This window comes from Streptosporangium sp. NBC_01755 (assembly GCF_035917995.1).
GTDB lineage: Bacteria > Actinomycetota > Actinomycetes > Streptosporangiales > Streptosporangiaceae > Streptosporangium.
Map to the genome: position 1 here is coordinate 3,538,643 of NZ_CP109131.1, position 18,364 is coordinate 3,557,006.

Below are 18,364 nucleotides of genomic sequence, written 5' to 3' on the forward strand. Positions count from 1 at the left end.
TCCCAGTTCGAACGGACGGGTTCGCCTCCGCGAAGCGGGTGCGAGGCCGTTTGTATGTGCTGAGGGGCTATAGCTCAGACGGTTAGAGCGCTTCCCTGATAAGGAAGAGGTCCCAGGTTCAAGTCCTGGTAGCCCCACCAGCGAAAACGCCCCGTAGCGATCATGCTCCGGGGCGTTTTGCTGCAACGGGTACTGCAACGGCCTCACTCGAACAGGCCGTTCACTCGTCTGAGGGCGTCCTGGCGGCTCTCGCCGTTTCAGCACGGCAAGATCAGTAGCCGATTCCCAGGCTGACAGCGTGGGGTCGATTCCCGTCACCCGCTCTCCTTCTTCAAGGCCCTGGCAGGACGGAATCACCTCCGGCACCATGAGCGGGGGCAGCCCTTACGAACTCGGGGTGAATCGAAGCCGCTATGGTTCAGGGCGAGGTGGACTCGTTCAGAGGGCTCACCGGTCGCGTGCCGCGATGGCCAAGGCGATAAAATCACGAAACCGTGCGAACTCCTCCTGGTTCATCTTCAGTCTCACCCCGCCTATGATCTGGTCGTCGCCCCGCCTGGCGCCGAGCCGAACCTTGAACCCATCGCCGTGCGGCTGGACATCCACCCCAAGAAACGCCACGTGGTAGCGGCTGAATCGCCCCGGTTTCGGTGGAGACTTTGATGTGCCCCGAGTGCTGTGGAGTCGGCTTGGATGACTCGGCAGGGGGGTTCCCCGCGCTTGACCAGGCGGTAGGCGGTGTTGCGGCTGAGGCCGAGGAGGCGGGCGGCGGCGCGGCCTCCCGGCGGTCGCGCGACTTGTCAGTATACGGGTGGGGGTATATGGACAACGCCTTTTTCGCCAGGAGGTTCCGGGCATCGGGCCCGCCCGGATCGCGAGCCCGGCGATTCGCGGGCCGACGGCAGAAGTGACGCATGGCAAGGCATCTACGACGGCCGGTAGCATTGAATGATTCGCCGGTAGACGGGAGTCGCACCTGATGCGTGGTCTGGGAGAGCTGGAGTCCACGATCATGGAGCGCCTTTGGTCGTATCACCGGCCGGCGTCGGTCAGGGAGGTGCTCGAAGATCTCCGTCGTGACCGGGACATCGCCTACACGACCGTCATGACGGTGATGGACAAGCTGCACAAGAAGGGCCTGCTCCGCAGGAAGCCGGTCGGCCGGGCGTATGTCTATGAGACGGTGGCCAGCAAGGAGGCCTACACCGCCGAGCTGATGCGCAGCAGTCTCGCCTCCAGTGGCAACCAGGCGGCCACGCTGGTGCACTTCCTGGAGCGGCTGACCCCCGAGGAGTCGACCGCGCTGGAGGCCGCGCTGAAGGTGTATCCGCCGGGGCGCCGCGCATGATGGCCGCCGCCGTCCTGGCTCTGTACGCCGTGGTCGCGGTGGTCGCGCTGCCCTACCTGCTGGGCCGGGGTGAATGGGCTGATCGCGCACCCCGCCTGGCGATCTCCGTCTGGCTGGCCGCCTGTGCCTCCGCGGTCGCCTCCGCGATCTTCTCGGCGTCGGCCGCCGCGATCCCGGCCGGCGTGATCGGCCATGGCCTGGCCGAGTTCTTCGAGGCATGCGCGGACATGCTCTCCGACGGCGCGTCCCTCACCTCCCCGGGCGCTCGCGTCGCCCTGCTCGGTGCCGGGCTGATCGCGGCCAGGATCACCTACTGCGGGGCGGCCATCCTGGTCAGAGCACGAAGGGAACGACGGCGGCACGCCGAGATGCTGAACATCCTCGGACACCATGACGGCGTGCTGGACGCGGTCGTGCTCGACCACGACGAGGCCGCCGCCTACTGCCTGCCCGGGCGCGACGGCAAGGCCGTCATAACCACCGCGGCCCTGCGATCCCTGGCTCCCGAACAGGTCGCCGCCGTTCTCGCCCACGAGCAGGCGCACCTGCGCGGGCGCCACCACCTCGCCCTGGCCGCCGCCGAAGCCTTCTGCAGGGCCTTCCCCCGTCTGCCGCTGTTCGCCCGAGCCCGCAGTGAGATCGCGCGGCTGATCGAGCTTCTCGCCGACGACATCGCGGCCCGCCGCCACCCGCGCATCCACATCGCCGCCGCACTGGTCCGGATCGCCACGGGACGGACACCCGCGTTCGCGCTGGGCGCGGGCGGCGAGACCGCCCTCACCCGGGTCCGGCGCATGCTCAGCCCGGCGGCCCCGCTCAGGCTCCGGGAACGTGTCGCGGGCCTCGCCGCGGTCGCCTTCCTCCTCGTCGGCCCCGCGACCGTGGCCGTGATTCCCGGGGCGCGCTCGTTCCTGGCCCACCACTGCCACGGCATCTCACTGTTCTAGCCACCAATAATCTACGATGGTAAGTAGTAGATTGAAGGCGGGGTGCTGCCACGGCCTCCATCGACCGGCGTTTCGCCTGCGTGCATAGGCTTCTCTTGGCAACCCATTAGCCATCTACTGACAGCATGCTCCGAATTGCTCGCCGGCCATTCCGCAGCGGCGACACCACGGCCCCTGATCGCTCTCGGAGGTCTGCTCGCGGCCGGTCTGATCTTCGTCCGGGTCGGGTACTGCACAGCAAGCGTGCTGTTTCTCGGCTGGCGCGGCCGTGCGCAGCATAGGAGTGCTGTTCTGCTCGTCGGCCGCCAGGATCGCGAGCTGGGTGTGCTTGTCGTCAGGCACGACGAACCCGCCGCCTACTGCGTACCCGGTCGTGGCGGTCTGATTGTGATCACCAGCGGTACTCTGGCGGCGCTGGGGCGCCGGCACGTGGCAGCCGTACTCGCCCACGAACGGGCACACCTCGCCGGTCGCCATCATCTGCTGCTGGCCTGCGCCCAAGCACTGGTTCACGCCTTCCCCTGGATACCTCTCTTTGCTCGCGCCAGCAGGGAGGTTCCCCGCCATGTGGAGTTACTGGCCGACGATGTGGCCGCTCGCGAGCATCCGCGGACCGTCATCGCAGCGGTCCTGATCGCCGTGGCCGGGGCGTCGACACCGATCGCAGCCATGGGAGCGGGCGGCGAGACCGCCCTGATCCGTATCAGGCGGCTGCTGTCACCCGCATCACCGGTGCTGTGCAGGCGCGAGAAAATACTCGGCGCTCTCGGCGTCGGCGGGCTGCTGGCTGGTCCTGCGGTTGTGCTCGTCCTGCCCTCCCTGATCGTCTTCCTGGCTACCTGCCCCGCACTCACCTGAGCAGGCATCGACGGCTGGTGAAACTACAACGGCTGTGCGCAATGTCTCCACCAGGAGGGAACTGTCCGGGCCCGTCCGCAGCACAGCGGGACGAGCAAAGGAATCTCTTTGAGCACTACTTCTGGTAAACGTGGCGAATGAACCACAACGCGGAAAGCCGGCGGTGTCCAGATGTAGATCATATCTGGACACCGCCGACCGACTCATGGCCTACAGTCGGTCGAGAAGCTCCTGCATCTGCTTGATCTCAGCCTGCTGAGCGGTCTCGATGGTCCTGGCGAGCTCTTTGGCCTTGGGATCGGCCCCGTCGGTCTGTTCGGTCTTGGCCATCATGATCGCCCCCTTGTGATGGGCGATCATGAGCTCGGCGAACATCCGGTCGAACTGCGCGCCCTTTGCCGCCTGGAGCTTGACCATGTCCTCCTCGGTCATCATGCCGGGCATGACATGCTCGCCGTGGCCCCCCTCCGGGGCGGGAGCCTTCCAGGTGGACAACCAGTCGGTCATGGTGGCGATCTCCGGCCCCTGCGCGGCCTTGATCTTCGCCGCCAGTTCCTTCACCTCCGGGTCGGAGGCCCGCGTCTCGGCCAGTTTGGCCATCTCCACGGCCTGCTCGTGATGCGGGATCATCATCTGCGCGAAGGTGACGTCGATGTCGTTGAAGGAGGCTTCCGGCTCCTGGCTTGCGGTAGTGGCGGGAGCGGGGGCACTGCTGGTCATGCCGGTGTGGCCGGTCATCGTGTCGTCACCGCCTCCGCAGGCGATGAGCAGCGCGAGAGCACCGGCTCCAGCCGTGGCGGTCAGTGCGAGCCTGCGAAGGGCGGATCGGTTGGCGAACATCTCCATGGTCTCTTTCCAGTCGGTCGTATCTGCGTGCCGATCGTCTGCGGGCGGATCTTTGATGCCGTCCGCGGAGGCGATCGGCCTATACGCGCAGAACCGAGAGACGCGCCAGACGTAGGGCCGTCCTCCGCGGGGGCGGGCGGGCGACGAGCAGCGTCGGAGAGGCGTCGGCCGATCGGGCCTGCGAGATCCGCCGCGTCCACAGGGACGCCATACCGATGAGGAGAAGGAGAAACGAGGTGAGTACGGCCAGGCAGACGGAGCTCGGATCAAGGGTCGGAGGAGTGTCATCACGCCCTGAGATCAGTTGCCCGGCCTGGGGCATCAGGGTGGGACGGAGCACGGTGTGTGCTTTCGGCACTCCATGATCAGCGGTAAAGGTATGTCCGAAGGCGGCAGGCGTGCCGTCATGCTCCCGCCGGTGGTCTAGGTGCCCCAGGGTGTGCATCCCGGCGACGCCCAGAATCAGAGCGATCAGAAGAAAGCGGCACGGCACCCGCAACGTGGACCGGCGGGCTGAGCCGTCCATCGTCCGCCCCCTCACGCTTGCGGTCTGACCTTCCAATCTTCCTACGATCTATAATCGTAGAACAGTCGGCGTGAACATGGGGCAGGAAGCCCCCGTGGGAGCGAACAGCCACGAGGCGCGCGACGTGAGCTCGCAATCCTGCCCGGCCATGGGCATGAGCGGCCGACGTGACGCAGTGGTCTTGGCATCTTGACCAGGACGTGAACGATAGGGGTGCTGCGAAGGAATCGCATGGTCAAGGCTCGCAGGGTAGAACGGCCGCCCGGCCGTCAGATCGAAAGCTGATGAATCACTGCACAAGCATTTACTATTAGCTATAGTAATTAGTGGCGGACAGGCCCCACCCCGCTGACCGCCGACGCCGCCGTCCGGGCCCGGACGGCGGCGGATCCTCGCACTCTTCGCATTGCTCGGCCTGGTCGAGTCGCTACCGGCACTGATCATCGCCTCCGCGCTCACCGGCTTCGCCGGCGCCCTGTCCAACCCTGCGGCGTTCAACCCTGCGGCCCGCGCCTACCTGGCTCAGGAGGCAGGCGACCGCAAAAAGGGTTACCGAGCCGAGAAGAACGACCACGACCAAGGTCGACACCGCCTCTCCTGGGGGGACGGCAGCCCGGAAGCAGAAGGCTCGCGCACCGATGAGGAGAAGCGTGACGGCTGCGTCCCGTGGGATTCGGCGTCCTAGCGTATTTCGAGCTCTGGTCTCGATGTTCATCGTTGTGATCATGTGTGTGGGCGTGGCCTCGGCAGGCCATACCGAGCCCAAGCCCACCGCCAAGGAACTCCGTAAGGAGCTGGCGGAGACGACGTGTTTCCGGTGTGTTCGCTCAGCCCAGCGTGGCGAGCAGCTCGCGGCAGTGGTTATGACGACTTGAAACGGCCACATTTGGGCGGCTTGGCTGCTAAAGGTAGTCGCAACACCTGACCCCAAGGCCAACTGGATCCACCTCATGAGTCGCATGGCCATTGCCATCGGAGGGGACATCGGCGGTTTCGCGTTGCACCGGGCTGATCCGCTCGCCATGCCGAATGACAGACTGGCTGAAGGCGTGGTGCGCGCAGATCACCGGGTCATCCAGGTGAGCCCCGGTGCCGGGGCCGTCGAACGCCACGGACAGCGCCAGGGTGTCCGGCGGTCCGTCCTCTCTTCCGAGATGCCAAGGCGCGTGGAGCCCTCGCGTCGACTCCACGAAAACGGGGCCGCAGAAAAGGCCTTTCTACTACTCTTCGTAGTTATAGTCATCCTCCTGAAGGTATCGCGTACCCGGGCAGCTGGGCGCGCCTCACGCGAGGCCCGAGAGCAGGCTCTTAGCGGCCGATTCACTGTGGAGATCGCTACAGATGGTTCCGCCTCCCCGGCTGGGCGCCACTGTCTGCTGCCCTGTCTAAGCATGGAAATACGGAGTAAAGGGTGAATAGCCTGTGCTACTTCTGTAGCATTTCGCCCGACATCTGGACAAGGGAAGGCGTCACACAGTGGCCGTTGCAGGCATGCCGGTGCGAGTCGGACGGATACCTGTGGCGGCGGGACTCGTGATCGCCGTCCTGCTGTCGCCTCTCGACGGAGCGGTCGCAGAGCCACGGCCCACCATCCCCCAGGCCAGGGCGAAACTCGCGAAGCTCAATGACCAGGCCGGCAAGGTCGTCGACCGCTACAACCTGGCCAACGAGCGCTGGAAGAAGGCCAAGAAGCACTACGACGAGCTGAACAAGGTCTACGACCGGCAGCGGGAGTCAGTTGATGCCCTGCGCCGCAACCTCGTCACAGTGGCCGTCAGCACCTACCAGGCCGGCGGGCTGAGCGGCGGAGCGGGGCTCATCTCCAGCGCCGACCCTCGGGCGCTCCTGAGTGGTATGGCCGCGGTCGACCAGATATCGGCCGGGCACGCGGAGTCGCTCCGTGCATTCGACACCGCCGCCCAAACCCTCAAACTGCAGCACGGCAAAGCCAAGGACGCGCTGACCGAGGCGGACAAGGCACGAGACACGCTGGCCAAGGAAAAGACCAAGACCAAGCGCCTGATCGCCGAGCAGACGAAACTGCTGCGCAGGCTCGGCGCCTTCCGGGCCGGCGACCCCAACAGCACCGGTGTCACGTACAACGGCTCGGCCTCCGGAAACGCGAGGACCGCTCTGCAGTTCGCCTACGCGCAGATCGGCAAGCCGTACCAGTGGGGCGGGGAGGGGCCGGGATCGTACGACTGTTCCGGTCTGACGCAAACCGCCTGGCGCAACGCCGGAGTCAGCATCCCCCGCACCACGTGGGAACAGTGGAGCTGGGGGGCCGGCAGGCGAGTGCCACTCGATTTGAACCAGTTGCAGCCCGGTGACCTGCTTTTCAGCAAGGGCCTGGGCCACATGGGCATGTACGCGGGCAACGGCAAGATGGTGCACGCCCCGAGGACCGGCGACATCATCAAAGTGGTCGATCTCGACGACTACTGGTGGGGCCGCCTCCTCGGCGCCGTCCGCCCCTGACGCCGGTCACAACGATGCCGGACCCACTCCGGTCTCCTCGATCGGGCCGCGCGCGAACGGGAACCGGCGCGAGAAGATGTTCGATACGCGGAGCCCGGACGTCTTTCCAGCGGTCAACAGGCCGTAGCAGGGGAGAACCGCAGCCGGACGGCTGTCTTTGAACGTCCGTGGGTACGGGTCTCGTCCGTCACGCGGGGAGTTTCACCACTGACCGGGTTCGCTCGGTCGAGGCCCGAGCAGGATCGCTGCGTCTACGGCTGCGATACCGTGCGCCGCTCGTGCAACTTACGCTGCCCGTACCGGGTCATGCCCCGCGGCTTGTACACCGCCAGCACTGTGGCCACGAGTAACAGCAGCAGGGCGGCACCGGCATGGAGCACGACGGATGGGGTGCGCAGTACGCCGAGATCGGCAGTGGAGGATGTCGTCTCTGCTGCTACGCCTGCCAGGCGGCCAAGCGTCTGCGTGTACAGCAACAACACGACGGTGGCGAGAACGGTTACCAGGAGTTTTACCAGCACCCAATAGTGCCGGAACAAGCCCCAGGTAGTGCCAAGGGACTGGACAAGCCCCGTTAGCAACGAAGTAAGGGCCAGCGGGACGAGGACGGACCGGACGCAGTTCGACGGCTCGTCATGGTGACCCTGGCTGGGGTACGTCCCCCGACGCGTTCCGATCGGGTGTGAGCGGGATGCGTCCGGCCTCCGCCGTAGGCTAGGACAGTTCTGGTATTTAACGCTGGAACGCCGCGTAGGAGCCGCCGGCTGCTACGTGTTCACGCTTGCCCAGTCCAGCAGTCTCCCGGCGGTCTCGAACCTCCGGCTGGAGACGGCTTCGCCGAGGATCACGCCGACCAGCTGGTGACCGTTGCGGTCAGCGGCAAAGGTCAGGGAGTAGCCCGCGGCGCGTGTATAACCGGTCTTCATGCCGAGCACGCCCGGCGTGCCGAGCAGCTTGTTGGTGTTGCTCCAGGTGTAGGCGCCGTGGTCCGCCGTCTCGGCGACGACGTGGCTCTGACTGGAGGTGACGGTCTTCAACATCGGGTTACGCAGTGCCGCCTTGGCAAGCCGCGCCTGGTCCTGCGCGGTGGAGTAGCCTTCGCCGTTCGGCGTGGGCAGCCCGTCGGCGTTGAGGTACATGGTGTCGCGCATCCCGAGCTCGCGCGCGGTCGCGTTCATCTCTGCCGTGAACCCGGTGATCCCGGGGCCGTAGGTGCGGGCCAGCGCGTGGGCGGCATCCGCGCCCGAGGGAAGCATGAGACCGTACAGCAGGTCCTCGACGGTGAGCCGGTCGCCGGCGCGCAGGTACGCGCTGGTGCCGCCGCCGTCCTGCGCGTAGCGCACGTCGTCCGATGTGATCTCGACCGTGTCGGTCGGCTTTGCTTTCTTGAGCACGATGTAGGCGGTCATCACCTTGGTCAGGCTGGCCACCGGCATGCGCTGGGCGGCCTGTTTGCTGAGGTGAACCTTGCCCGTCGAGGCGTCGACCAGGTAGACCGCGCGCCCAAGCACCGCCGGCGCGACATCGGAGGGGTTGGTGTGGGCGGGGACTACCTGCTGGCGCGCCGGCTGGGCATAGGCCGGTACCGCGAATCCTGTTGCCATGGCCAACAGGGCGGCACCGACCGTAAGGCGGATTTTCCCGTTGCTATGCATGCCGCTCAGGTTGCCATGGAATTTGAGGTGCTCTTGACGATATAGGAGTCATTAAATGGCAAAAAATGCGGATTTCTCGCCCTGTAAGGGTGATTTATCAGGTAAAGATTCCCGGCTGTCCTCCTTGTGGATTCGAGGGGAATAAAATGGCGGGGAAGTTTGTCGCCGTCGCAGACCTCACTCTGGTAACTCTAAAGATCTCCCGCACGTCTGGTGAACCACCCCAGGTTCTGCAGTGCCCTGACCTGGAGATGGGAGCGCCCGCCGCCTTCACGCCGGCAGGTAACCAGAGAACTCGGCCGAATACGATCCCGGGGCGGAGGCGAATGTGCTCGGCATCACGGGGGCGAAGGTCCGCACCCACTCGGCCACCGCCGACGTCTCCTCCACCCACTGCTGCATCTCGGCCCGCAGTTGCTCGGGCGCGCGTTCATCGGCTCCGGGGGCGGAGGCGGGTTCTCCACGGCGCCGGACCTGGTTCGCTTCGCACTCGCGTTGCAAGGTGGCAGGCTGCTCGACCGCGCCTACACCGAGCTGTACCTGGGCGGGAAGGTCCCGGTGCCCCCGCGTTCGAAAGCCTGGACACCGCGGCGCTGGTCGGCTGGCCGGTGGCCGAGGCCAGGCTGGGCTTCGACAGCCGCCCGACCGTCGTCTACACCCGCTCGCGGGACGCGCAGGTGGAGGCGGTGGCTCAGGTGCTCGGCGCCACCGCCAACCCGGAGGCCCCCAACGAGGTCGACGTGTCGCGCCCCTCCGACGCGCTGGCCGCCAAGCAGGCCGCCGACGCGGCCTTCACCGGGCTGCTGCTCGGCGTGGGTGGTGTGGCGCTGCTGGTCGGCGGGGTCGGGGTGGCCAACACCATGGTCATCTCGGTGCTGGAACGGCGCGGCGAGATCGGCCTGCGCCGTTCCCTGGGGGCGACCAAGGGGCAGATCCGCACTCAGTTCCTCGCCGAGTCACTGCTGCTGTCGGCACTGGGCGGGATCGCGGGCGCGCTGCTGGGCGTGGCGGTCACGGCGGGGTACGTCACCTCGGTGTCGTGGCCCGTGGTGATCCCGGCGTGGGCGGTGCTCGGCGGGATGGGCGCCACGCTGGCCATCGGCGCGCTGGCCGGCCTGTACCCGGCGATCCGCGCCTCCCGTCTGTCGCCCACCGAGGCGCTGACGTAGCCATAGCCGGCGCTCGACTACGACGGGGAGACCGACCTGTGGCCGCCGTCGAGCAGCGGGGAAGAGCCTCATGGAGATCGTCGGGGCCCCGGAAGTGAACGGCCGTCATCCCCGGCTTCCGAGCGGCCTCGACGTTCTCCAGCCGGTCGTCGGTGAACAGGCAAGCGCCGAGTTCGAGGTGGCCACCAACGCCGACAGCGCCGCGTGCGGATACAACTTCGTCACCGGGTCGCGGTACCTGGTGTTCGCCGCCACGGGTAAGTCGGGCCTGCTCACGGTCGATCCGGGCGTGGCACTGAACACCTCGCTCTGCGCCGGGAACCTGCTGGTCAGCCCAGGTGATGCCGCGCTGCGCGCCGGGGACGGCCTGCCGGGCGGGGAGCCGCTCACCGCGGAACTCATCACCGCTCTCGGTACGGCGACCCCACCCCCGGCGGCCCCGACTCCGACGGCCGTCGCCACTTCTTCACCGGACGCCTCCGGCAGCGGTGGCGGCCGGCCGATCCCGATCTGGATCTACGCGGGGGTGGCCGTGACGGGCGTCGGCCTCACCTTCACCGGGTGGCGATTCTCCCGGCGGCGCGGACGGAGCAGGCGCCTGCCGGACTAGGCGTACCGACCGGGCGGGCCGGTTCTAGGCCGGTGACAGTCCGGGCGGGCCGGTTCTAGGCCGGTGACAGTTCCGCCATCCGCGACCAGCCCTCGCCGGGCACCTCGACGTTGATGATCTCCGGTGTCTTCGTGATCAATCCGGGCATCCAGGCCATGGCGGTTCTGAAGTGCTCCGAACTCACGTGCGCCTCACCCGCGGCGGGCGAGGCGAAGGCCTCCAGCAGGACGAACTGGCCGGGCACCTCGACACTCCTGGACCATTCGAAGAAGACGTTCCCCGGCTCCCTGCGGGTGGCCTGGGTGAAGTCGTCGACGAGCGAGAGCCACTCCTCGGCCCGCTCGGGGCGGACTGTGAACTTGACGGCGATGAAGATCATGAGTTGTCCCCTGTTGAGAATCGAGACGAGTGTTCCTCGCCCGCGGGCATGGCGTGGGGCAGGTGTGCGGCGCCATGGTCAAGATAGGCGAGCGGATGCCGGGGCGGAGGAACCCACCCGCCGTGAGCCCGCCTCGGTCGCGTACCGCATGCGCGGGTCCTGACAGGGAAGATCAGCACATGACGGGCGACGACGACCTGGCCAGGGAATCTCGCCGTTCCGGACGCCGCCCCCGTACTGCACGCCTCATCAGGGGGGCCGGTGAGGATCGGGATGTGGAGCCGGTGACCACGCGTCACCCCTGCCTGACGAGAAGGTGGCGCGGGCCACGCAGGACCGCGCTCTGCCGGTACGGGGGCGGGTCGGCGACGAGCCGGGGATTCCTCAGGTGGCGTACGAGCCCGTTCAGCGCGATCTGCGCCTCCAGCCGGGCCAGGGGGGCGCCGAAGCACAGGTGGATACCGCTGCCGAAACCGAGGTGCCGGTTGTCCTGCCGGTCGGGGTCGAACCGGTCGGGATCGCGGAAGTACGCGGGGTCGCGGTTGCCGGAGGCGAGCATGAGCGTGATCTGCGAGCCCTTCGGAATGGTGACGCCCGCGACGGTGAGATCGCTGTAGGCGGCCCGCCAGGGGATGATGTGCACCGGAGGTTCGTAGCGCAGCAACTCCTCGACCGTCCGGACGATCATTTCGGGCTCGCGGCGCAGGCGCTCCAGCACATCGGGGTGGCGCAGCAGGGTCAGCACGCCGTTGGTGATCAGGTTGACCGTCGTCTCGTGACCCGCGATGAGCAGCAGGTTGGCGGTGCTGATGATCTCCTCGTCCGTCATGCGCCCGTCGGGGCCTTCGTCGCCCGCCAGCCGCGACAGCAGGTCGTCGCCCGGCGGCCGGCCGCGGCGGCTCTCCAGGAGTTCGGCGAGATAGTGCCTGAGGTCCTTGCGGGCCTGTACGCCCTCCCCCAGGCGTTCCTGAGGGTCCGTCGCGGGGTTGAAGTCGAGCAGCGCGACGATCGCCTCGACCCATCGGTGGAATCGCGGCTCGTCCTCGCGGGGCACGCCGAGCAGGTGGCAGATCACGGTGACCGGGAAGGGATAGGCGAAGTCGTCCACGATGTCGATCTGGTCCCTGCCCGCCAGGTTCTCGATCAGGCCCGTGACGATGGCGGTCAGGTCGGGCCGCATGTCGTCTATCAGCGTGGGCGAGTGCGGGGGGCCGAAGTGCCGCATCGCCATGCGGCGCAGCCGGTCGTGCCGTGGCGGGTCGAGGCCGATGAACGCCGGTGGGTCTCCGCGCTCGGCGAGTGCGGGCCCCGGGTTTTCGAGGCTGTGCGCGTCGGAGCTGAGGTGCGGGTCGTGCAGCAACGTGCTGATCTCCCGGTAGGTGCTGACGACGTAGTCGCCGTCCTCCTGCCGGGCCACCGGAGTCCTGCGCAACTCCGCGTAGAGCGGGTACGGGTCGGCCCGGCTGGAGTAGTCGAGGATCCGCTGGAGAGTGCTGGGCGCCTGAGCGACTGTCATGACCGCTTCTCCTAAGGTTTGCCCGGGTTCAACTAAGGTTTGCCCGGGTTCAACGGCCCGGCCGTGCGAACGCCACGCGCCGCTCGCTCGGCTCGTGGCCGGTGACCATGACCGTGGCTCCGTGGGTGATGATGAGGGGATCCGGGAAGCGTGCGGGGACCGGCTTCATGTCGGCGGGCTGGTCGGGGGTGGGGCAGGAGGGCGGGAAGGGAGCCGCCGTCTCGATCAGCTGCCGGTAGTGGTCGAGCCATTTGGCGTTGTCGAAGCTGACGGCCGCGATGACCCTGCCGCGGTACCCGTAGGCCGCGACAAACCGGCGCTCCTCCACCGCCCCCTGGGTGACGGTGATCTCGTCTGCCATGATCGGAACACCGACGGACTTGATGTTGACGCCGAACTGCATGGACCAGAACGTCGGCATGGACAGGTGCGGCCAGCGGTCGGTCGGAGGGCTGACCATGTTGTGCGCCGCGACCTGGGCCTGCTCCACCGCGTTGGCCCAGTGCTCCAGCGACAGGAACCGGTACTCGTAGACCGGGTGCGGGCAGCGTGCCACGTCCCCGGCGACGAAGATGTCATCGGTGACCAGGCCGTTGATGTCGAACGCCCGGCAGCCCGAGTCGCAGGCCACCCCCCAGCGGCCGGCGGCCAGCCCCGAGTCCTGCAGCCACTCGGTGTTGCGCACGCCGCCGAGCGCGACCACCACCACGTCGGCGTCGATCGTCTCTCCGTCGGAGAAGTGAGCGCGGCGCACTCGCCCGTCGCCCTCCAACCGGGTGACCCTGACACCGCAGCGCAGGTCGACGCCGTGAGCACGCTGGAGGTCTGCGGCGATCGAGCCGATCATGCTGCCGAGTGCTCCCACCAGCGGGGCCTCGGCGACCTCGGCGACGGTCACCGGTATGCCGCGTTCGCGGCAGATGGAGGCGATCTCGGAACCGGCGAATCCGGCCCCGATGACGAGCACCCGGCAGGGGCCGGCATCCAGCCGCTCCCGCAGGCGACCGGAGTCGTCGCGGGTGCGGACCACGAAAACGCCGTCCAGTGCGGCCTCGGCCTCGTCGGGCCAGGGCCTGGCACGTACACCGGTGGTGATCAGCAACCTGTCGTAGGGAACCTCTCGCCCGTCCGCGAGCCGCACTCGCTTGCCGGCGAGGTCCAGCCCCGAGGCGGCCACGCCGAGCAGCCACTCCGCGCCGATCTCGCGGCGCCGGGGCAGCGCGGTGCCGTTCGCGGGTACCCAGCCGGTCAGGACCTGCTTGGAGAGCGGAGGCCGGTCGTAGGGCTCGCACGCCTCGTCCCCGATGAGGGTCAATGACCCGGTGAAGCCCTCGTCGCGCAGCGCCTCCGCGGCCCTCAGCCCCGCGAGAGAGGCGCCGACGATCACGATATGGCCGTCGCGCCTGAACGCCTGCAGGCTCCTCTCGCTGCTCATGACGGTTCCGGTGTCTCGACGAGGATCGCCTGGACCGGGCAGGCGGCAGCCGCACGCAGGACCTGATCCCGCTGCGCGTCATCGGGGCTGGAGTGGAACGCGAGTGCTTCCTCGCCCTGCATCCGGAACGTGTCCGGGGCCAGGAAGGCGCACTGCGCATACCCCTGGCAGCGTGCCAGGTCGACGACAACCCTCATGATGACCATCCCTTCCGAGCCCGAGCACGGTCGAATAAGGCGTGAGGGGAGCCGGGGCGGTGGCGGACGGTTGCCGGCGGGCCGGACCCACCGCGAACCCGGCCCCGGAGCGACGTCGCGGCGCGTCCTCACGTGCTGTCGGCGGCTGCCCCGGTTACGGGGAGAACGCCCCGGAAGCGGTCACGGAAAACAGTGGGTGATCTCGCTAGATAACTCGCTGAACTGGCTAAACGAGCGTATCGCGGACATGGGGCTGGAACGTCGCCCTTCTGTCAGCGGGTGGTCAAGGATTGCGTACGAGTGGTCCCCTCCGGTTCGGCGAAGACCTCTGGAACCCGTGAGTTCCGATTCCTCGGCGGGTGCGGGCGACGGGACTCGGGGCCCGTGACGATCGAGGTTCAGCGCGAGGCCTGGACCTCTTCCTGGCCGGGGTCGTCCTGCCGAGGTCCTGCCGAGGCGAGTGACCCGGTCCGTGTCGATGGAGAGCGCAGGTCCATCCGCAGTCGGACCCGGGAGCCTCCGGCGAGCTGCTCGATGGTGAACTCGTCGCACAACTGGGTCATCAGCCACAGGCCGAAACCTCGCACGGTGCCCGTGGGGCGTTTCGCCGGGATGTGCTCGGCGGCCAGGAGGCCCAAGGCGTCGGTGACGTCAATGGTCAGGTGGGTCTCGTCCTGCCAGATGTCCAGCGTGCCCTTGCCACCGCCGTGCTCCAGGACGTTGATGACCGCCTCGTTGGTGGCGAGGAGGAGGTCGTTCAGGCGGTCGCCCCGGATACCGGCCTGATCGATGTACTGGTGGAGACGTTCTCGCAACGCACTGAGATCCTCGTCGATCGGCCAGTGCCGGCCGTGGTCGCCGATCACGACACCCCCTTGACGTCGCCTTGTCTGGCAGTCACCGGGGGGCGAGCCGACTTGCTCCAGAATCAGGGCGTTGCAGATGAGTTACACGATGCTAGACACCTGCCCGATCGTTGCCAACTTACGACGGTCATTCGCCGTGAATATCCGGAGCCGCTAGGAGGACTGGCGTGGTCGCAGCACCTTGACGGCGTCGGCGACGGTGGGCTGGATGCCGAAGGCATGGGTGAGCCCGGTCAGATGGAGGATTCGTTCCAGGCGGGGGTACGGGTTGACCAGGACGATGCTGCCTCCGCGGCTCAGGACGGTCTTGCGGGTGTTCAGGAATTGCTGGATTCCGATGGAGTCGCAGAAGGTCAGGTCGGTCAGGTCTACGACAAGGTCGACCCTGTCCTGGCCGATGGCCTGGTGAAGGTCGTGATAGAACCGCTCGGCATTGGCGTAGTCGAGCTCGCCGGCCAGGCTGAGCAGGACCATCTCCTTCGCCGAGGGGTCGGACACGTAGGTCACGCGGACGGCAGTGCTCACAGGTACACCTCTGCAGACGGTCGAGGGGAGGGAAGGCGGCCGGGACGCCGTCGCCGGGCAGGCAAAAGCCTGATCATGATCGCCTCAAGCCAGGAGGAAGGGGCCGATGTGAATGCTCTCAGCTTGAGATCCTCCGAATTCCTCTAGAGAACTTTTACGGTACAGCTGGGAGCAATCCTGCGTTATACCACTAATGGATACGTTCTCCGGACCTGCTGTGAGTACTTCTGGACACGTTCTCCGGATCTGTTGCGAGCACCTCCGCCCAGCCACACAGCTCGGCGATCCGCCACGCGTGCGGCCGGAGACCTCCGACGACCAGCCTGCGGTCGCTCGCCATCCCGAACGCGGCCTCCGCCAGCACTCTCAGGCCGCCCACGTCGACGAAGTCGACACCGTGGAGATCGGCGTGCAGATCGTCGCCGGTACGCTCCGCCGCCATGGCAAGGGCCTGTACCAGGACGTGCCGCGTACAGAGGTCGACGTCTCCCTCGCAGCGCACGCCGGTCGGCAGGTCGGTGAAGAGGATGCGCAGTGAGCCGTGGTTGACCTCACCTACCATTGCGATCACCTTCTAGGTGGGCATGAGGGGCAGTCGACGTCCGTCGCGATGCACAGGTATGTCGGCTGATCGCCATGAGGTACCGGCAGCGCGGGTACCTGTTCTCATCATCCTTCAGTCAGGCGCCCTTTGATACGGTTTGCCGGTTTCATGTTCTAGTGCGCAGAAACCGATGAGTCGTCGCACCCGCCAGACCTGCCCATCCACCGAGAATCCGCACGCGCGGGAATGAACGCCTCGCGGGATCGGCTGACCAAGGAACCGCCGTACGGCGGTCCGGCAAAGGAGAACCCCCATGCAGGTGGACGTCAAGCTCTCCCCAGGTGGCGATTTCTTCGTGGCGGAGGTGGACGGAAGGCGCGCGGGGCGGCTGGAACTCGTCCGGCGTGACGGGGCCATCGTCTATCCCCACACCACGGTCGAGCCGGAGTACGAGGGCAACGGGGTGGGATCCGCGCTCGTCCGCACCGCACTGGACGCGGCCCGCGCCGAGAAGGCCAAGGTCGTGCCTCTCTGCTGGTTCGTCAAGGAATGGATGGACCGTCACCCCGACTATGCCGATCTTGTCCAGGGTGCCTGATCGACCCGTGGCCTCAGAGATCCATAACGAGATGGTTTGGGGCATTCGCGCTCCGGGTGGCCGCGCCGGAGCGAGCGGACACGCTGGTCACCGTGATGACCGGGTGGAAACATCCTCGGCGGCCGGTGACCGGAACTTTCGGGCGGATGGAGCGGTCCGTCAAGGGGGTTATCGTAATAACGCGGGCGGTTTCGCAACAGGATTCATGGCAGATTGTGATCATCAGATCGCGAGTCGTGCGGGATGATAGTGACGATTACCCGGTTAGCGTAGATCGGCTGTGACGCTTGTCATGCGGACCGAGTCATGGCCCGATCCCTTGCTAGGCTGCAGGGAACCGTTCGAACCGGGCGTTGTCTCACCCCGGCAGGTGAGACTTCTCAAGAAGTGGGGTCACACCGTGAAGAAGTTGCTCGTTCTGGCGCTCGTCGCCCTCGGGGGGCTGCTGGTCTGGCGCAAGGTGCAGGCCGACCGCGCCGAGCTCGACCTGTGGACCGAAGCCACCGGCAGCGAGAACTGACAGACGCGGCTACCGATTCGGGTGCTTTCATGGTCCTTGTCCAAGATGGAGTAAAGCCCATCAGGCTTGTCTGCCTGGATCTGGCAGGCACCACGATCGGTGATGTCGCCATGGTCGAGCGAGCGTTCGCCGAGGCGATCGCCACGCAGGGCATCGTGCCCGGGACCGGTGCGTACGCTCGTGCCATGGTGCACGTGCACCGGTCCCGGGGATGCTCCAAGATCGATGTCTTCAGGGGTATCTTCCCGGACAACGAGGCCCAGGCCCAGGCGGCCAACCTGACCTTCGAACGCTCCTACGAGGGCGCCATCGGACGCGCCGGCCTGGTTCCACTGCCCGGAATCGTCGAGGCACTCGACAAGCTCCGTGGTGCCGACGTCAGGATCTGCCTCACCACCGGCTTCAGCCGTGTCACGCTCGGCCGCGTGCTGGCTGCCCTGAGCTGGTCCGACAGGCTTGATCTGGCCCTGTGCCCCGAGGACACCGGCCGTGGCCGTCCGATGCCCGACCTGGTGCTCGCCGCGGTCATGCGACTAGGTATCGAGGACGTACGCCAGGTCGCCGTCGTCGGGGACTCCGAGAGCGAAATGCTCTGCGGTCGCCGCGCCGGCGCGGCGGTGATCGCCGGCGTCCTGACCGGCGTCCACAGCAGGGAACGTCTCCTCAACGGCGGAGCCACCCACATCCTCGACTCCATCGTGGACCTTCCCGCCCTCCTCTTCGACGGCGCGCCCGTCGAATCCCCCCTGGCAGCCACCGCCCACTGAAAACCGTCTCGCTCGAAGCCCGTCCGCTCGAGGCCACCCGACACGCCGTTGCCCGCGAATCCAATTGGCGTAGGGGCGGCTCCTATTGCTACGGTGTACGACTGAAGCGGGTCGTCTCCAAGGCACCGGCTTGGATCTCGGGGCCTTAGCTCAGTTGGCAGAGCGCCTGCTTTGCAAGCAGGAAGTCAGGAGTTCGAATCTCCTAGGCTCCACCCAAAATTACCCCTCTGACCAGGCTAAACAGCCTGGCCTTTTCTCATTCTGATGATCTTCGCGCCCCCAGTGGGAGGAATTTGGGAGATCAACTTCCACGGGCCGAGCTGGGGCTCCAACAGGGCCTGCAATTCGGGCAGGGGTGAAGGCCCGAATCGGGCCCGCCACCTCAGCGACTTCTCCCACCGCTCCTGCAGGGAATCCACGATCAGCTGACGGAACACCGGATCCACGTGTGAATAGACGCCACGGATCCCCCATCCGATGCCCGAGCCGCTCGAACTGGGCCACCTCCGGAACCCCGTCGCCGATCATCCACGTCTTGTGGCTGTGCTTGCTGTCGTGAAACGTCAGCCCCTCCACCACC

Annotated in this window: 21 protein-coding genes and 2 tRNA genes; 12 read left to right on the plus strand and 11 right to left on the minus strand. The window is 67.0% G+C overall.

All coding sequences use genetic code 11. The features are described from left to right. The first annotated feature begins 63 nt into the window (after positions 1-63). The 4 genes from OG884_RS16490 (at position 64) to OG884_RS16505 (ending at position 3,153) form a co-directional block, all read left to right on the plus strand. Positions 64-140 (plus strand) — tRNA-Ile (locus tag OG884_RS16490). Positions 141-979: 839 nt separating this feature from the next. After that, positions 980-1,348, plus strand: coding sequence for a BlaI/MecI/CopY family transcriptional regulator (locus OG884_RS16495; RefSeq protein ID WP_326646234.1), 369 nt, complete (start codon positions 980-982; stop codon positions 1,346-1,348). Next, positions 1,345-2,295 carry a M56 family metallopeptidase gene (locus tag OG884_RS16500; RefSeq protein WP_326646235.1) on the plus strand — a complete coding sequence of 317 codons (951 nt, stop codon included), beginning with the start codon at positions 1,345-1,347 and terminating at the stop codon, positions 2,293-2,295. Before OG884_RS16495 ends, OG884_RS16500 begins: the two co-directional genes overlap by 4 nt. Before the next feature lie 135 nt (positions 2,296-2,430). Further along, complete coding sequence (locus tag OG884_RS16505; RefSeq protein WP_326646236.1) at positions 2,431-3,153, plus strand: M56 family metallopeptidase; 723 nt, start codon at positions 2,431-2,433, stop codon at positions 3,151-3,153. Between the two features lie 210 nt (positions 3,154-3,363). Here the strand turns inward: OG884_RS16505 and OG884_RS16510 are convergent, their stop codons facing one another. Next, positions 3,364-3,993: a DUF305 domain-containing protein gene (locus OG884_RS16510; protein WP_326646237.1), complete on the minus strand. Its 630-nt coding sequence runs from the start codon at positions 3,991-3,993 to the stop codon at positions 3,364-3,366. 938 nt (positions 3,994-4,931) lie between these two features. Here OG884_RS16510 and OG884_RS16515 point away from each other — a divergent pair. Both OG884_RS16515 and OG884_RS16520 read left to right on the plus strand, forming a co-directional pair. Continuing rightward, a complete protein-coding gene (locus OG884_RS16515) occupies positions 4,932-5,210 on the plus strand; it encodes a hypothetical protein (RefSeq protein ID WP_326646238.1) in 279 nt (92 codons plus the stop codon). A gap of 833 nt (positions 5,211-6,043) precedes the next feature. Beyond that, positions 6,044-7,003: a C40 family peptidase gene (locus tag OG884_RS16520; RefSeq protein ID WP_326646239.1), complete on the plus strand. Its 960-nt coding sequence runs from the start codon at positions 6,044-6,046 to the stop codon at positions 7,001-7,003. Positions 7,004-7,254: 251 nt separating this feature from the next. On the opposite strand, the gene OG884_RS16525 is transcribed toward OG884_RS16520, so the two are convergent. The 3 genes from OG884_RS16525 to OG884_RS16535 form a co-directional block, all read right to left on the minus strand. Next, positions 7,255-7,542, minus strand: coding sequence for a hypothetical protein (locus OG884_RS16525; RefSeq protein ID WP_326646240.1), 288 nt, complete (start codon positions 7,540-7,542; stop codon positions 7,255-7,257). A gap of 228 nt (positions 7,543-7,770) precedes the next feature. Next, positions 7,771-8,607, minus strand: a complete 837-nt coding sequence (locus OG884_RS16530; RefSeq protein WP_326646241.1) for a D-alanyl-D-alanine carboxypeptidase family protein — start codon at positions 8,605-8,607, stop codon at positions 7,771-7,773. A gap of 321 nt (positions 8,608-8,928) precedes the next feature. Then, entirely contained in the window at positions 8,929-9,159 is a 231-nt protein-coding gene (locus OG884_RS16535) for a hypothetical protein (protein ID WP_326646242.1), read from the minus strand. Between the two features lie 107 nt (positions 9,160-9,266). On the opposite strand from OG884_RS16535, the gene OG884_RS16540 reads away from it, so the two are divergent. Together OG884_RS16540 and OG884_RS16545 are read left to right on the plus strand one after the other, a co-directional pair. After that, entirely contained in the window at positions 9,267-9,827 is a 561-nt protein-coding gene (locus OG884_RS16540; RefSeq protein WP_326646243.1) for an ABC transporter permease, read from the plus strand. Between the two features lie 70 nt (positions 9,828-9,897). Then, positions 9,898-10,437, plus strand: coding sequence for a hypothetical protein (locus OG884_RS16545; RefSeq protein ID WP_326646244.1), 540 nt, complete (start codon positions 9,898-9,900; stop codon positions 10,435-10,437). A 55-nt stretch (positions 10,438-10,492) separates the two neighbouring features. Here the strand turns inward: OG884_RS16545 and OG884_RS16550 are convergent, their stop codons facing one another. The 7 genes from OG884_RS16550 to OG884_RS16580 all read right to left on the minus strand — a co-directional run bounded on the left by OG884_RS16550 (position 10,493) and on the right by OG884_RS16580 (position 15,917). Next, positions 10,493-10,816: a putative quinol monooxygenase gene (locus OG884_RS16550; RefSeq protein ID WP_326646245.1), complete on the minus strand. Its 324-nt coding sequence runs from the start codon at positions 10,814-10,816 to the stop codon at positions 10,493-10,495. A gap of 295 nt (positions 10,817-11,111) precedes the next feature. After that, complete coding sequence (locus tag OG884_RS16555; RefSeq protein ID WP_326646246.1) at positions 11,112-12,332, minus strand: cytochrome P450; 1,221 nt, start codon at positions 12,330-12,332, stop codon at positions 11,112-11,114. Positions 12,333-12,381: 49 nt separating this feature from the next. Next, positions 12,382-13,767 (minus strand): NAD(P)/FAD-dependent oxidoreductase, encoded by a 1,386-nt coding sequence (locus OG884_RS16560; protein WP_326646247.1) that lies wholly within the window; start codon positions 13,765-13,767, stop codon positions 12,382-12,384. Beyond that, complete coding sequence (locus OG884_RS16565; RefSeq protein ID WP_326646248.1) at positions 13,764-13,964, minus strand: ferredoxin; 201 nt, start codon at positions 13,962-13,964, stop codon at positions 13,764-13,766. The genes OG884_RS16560 and OG884_RS16565 overlap by 4 nt, the downstream gene beginning before the upstream one ends. Positions 13,965-14,362: 398 nt before the next feature. Continuing rightward, positions 14,363-14,830 carry an ATP-binding protein gene (locus OG884_RS16570; RefSeq protein WP_326646249.1) on the minus strand — a complete coding sequence of 156 codons (468 nt, stop codon included), beginning with the start codon at positions 14,828-14,830 and terminating at the stop codon, positions 14,363-14,365. A 153-nt stretch (positions 14,831-14,983) separates the two neighbouring features. After that, complete coding sequence (locus OG884_RS16575; RefSeq protein ID WP_326646250.1) at positions 14,984-15,355, minus strand: STAS domain-containing protein; 372 nt, start codon at positions 15,353-15,355, stop codon at positions 14,984-14,986. Between the two features lie 190 nt (positions 15,356-15,545). Further along, positions 15,546-15,917, minus strand: coding sequence for an STAS domain-containing protein (locus OG884_RS16580; protein ID WP_326646251.1), 372 nt, complete (start codon positions 15,915-15,917; stop codon positions 15,546-15,548). A gap of 295 nt (positions 15,918-16,212) precedes the next feature. Between OG884_RS16580 and OG884_RS16585 the strand changes: the two genes are divergently transcribed. The 4 genes from OG884_RS16585 (at position 16,213) to OG884_RS16600 (ending at position 17,996) form a co-directional block, all read left to right on the plus strand. Next, the gene (locus tag OG884_RS16585; protein WP_326646252.1) at positions 16,213-16,497 is read left to right on the plus strand and encodes a GNAT family N-acetyltransferase; all 285 of its coding nucleotides are present in this window, start codon (positions 16,213-16,215) and stop codon (positions 16,495-16,497) included. A gap of 400 nt (positions 16,498-16,897) precedes the next feature. Beyond that, the gene (locus tag OG884_RS16590) at positions 16,898-17,017 is read left to right on the plus strand and encodes a DLW-39 family protein (protein WP_211264163.1); all 120 of its coding nucleotides are present in this window, start codon (positions 16,898-16,900) and stop codon (positions 17,015-17,017) included. A 29-nt stretch (positions 17,018-17,046) separates the two neighbouring features. Beyond that, positions 17,047-17,784: an HAD family hydrolase gene (locus tag OG884_RS16595; protein ID WP_326646253.1), complete on the plus strand. Its 738-nt coding sequence runs from the start codon at positions 17,047-17,049 to the stop codon at positions 17,782-17,784. Positions 17,785-17,923: 139 nt separating this feature from the next. Next, positions 17,924-17,996: transfer RNA gene (locus OG884_RS16600), tRNA-Ala, on the plus strand. Positions 17,997-18,364 lie beyond the last annotated feature (368 nt).

Excerpts from the sequence above, each read along its gene's own strand:
- OG884_RS16555 (WP_326646246.1), bottom strand. The coding sequence starts at position 12,332 with ATGACAGTCGCTCAGGCGCCCAGCACTCTCCAGCGGATCCTCGACTAC.
- OG884_RS16580 (WP_326646251.1), bottom strand. The coding sequence starts at position 15,917 with ATGGTAGGTGAGGTCAACCACGGCTCACTGCGCATCCTCTTCACCGAC.
- OG884_RS16510 (WP_326646237.1), bottom strand. The coding sequence starts at position 3,993 with ATGTTCGCCAACCGATCCGCCCTTCGCAGGCTCGCACTGACCGCCACG.
- OG884_RS16585 (WP_326646252.1), top strand. The coding sequence starts at position 16,213 with ATGCAGGTGGACGTCAAGCTCTCCCCAGGTGGCGATTTCTTCGTGGCG.
- OG884_RS16550 (WP_326646245.1), bottom strand. The coding sequence starts at position 10,816 with ATGATCTTCATCGCCGTCAAGTTCACAGTCCGCCCCGAGCGGGCCGAG.
- OG884_RS16530 (WP_326646241.1), bottom strand. The coding sequence starts at position 8,607 with ATGGCAACAGGATTCGCGGTACCGGCCTATGCCCAGCCGGCGCGCCAG.
- OG884_RS16500 (WP_326646235.1), top strand. The coding sequence starts at position 1,345 with ATGATGGCCGCCGCCGTCCTGGCTCTGTACGCCGTGGTCGCGGTGGTC.
- OG884_RS16595 (WP_326646253.1), top strand. The coding sequence starts at position 17,047 with ATGGTCCTTGTCCAAGATGGAGTAAAGCCCATCAGGCTTGTCTGCCTG.
- OG884_RS16495 (WP_326646234.1), top strand. The coding sequence starts at position 980 with ATGCGTGGTCTGGGAGAGCTGGAGTCCACGATCATGGAGCGCCTTTGG.
- OG884_RS16565 (WP_326646248.1), bottom strand. The coding sequence starts at position 13,964 with ATGAGGGTTGTCGTCGACCTGGCACGCTGCCAGGGGTATGCGCAGTGC.
- OG884_RS16545 (WP_326646244.1), top strand. The coding sequence starts at position 9,898 with ATGGAGATCGTCGGGGCCCCGGAAGTGAACGGCCGTCATCCCCGGCTT.
- OG884_RS16560 (WP_326646247.1), bottom strand. The coding sequence starts at position 13,767 with ATGAGCAGCGAGAGGAGCCTGCAGGCGTTCAGGCGCGACGGCCATATC.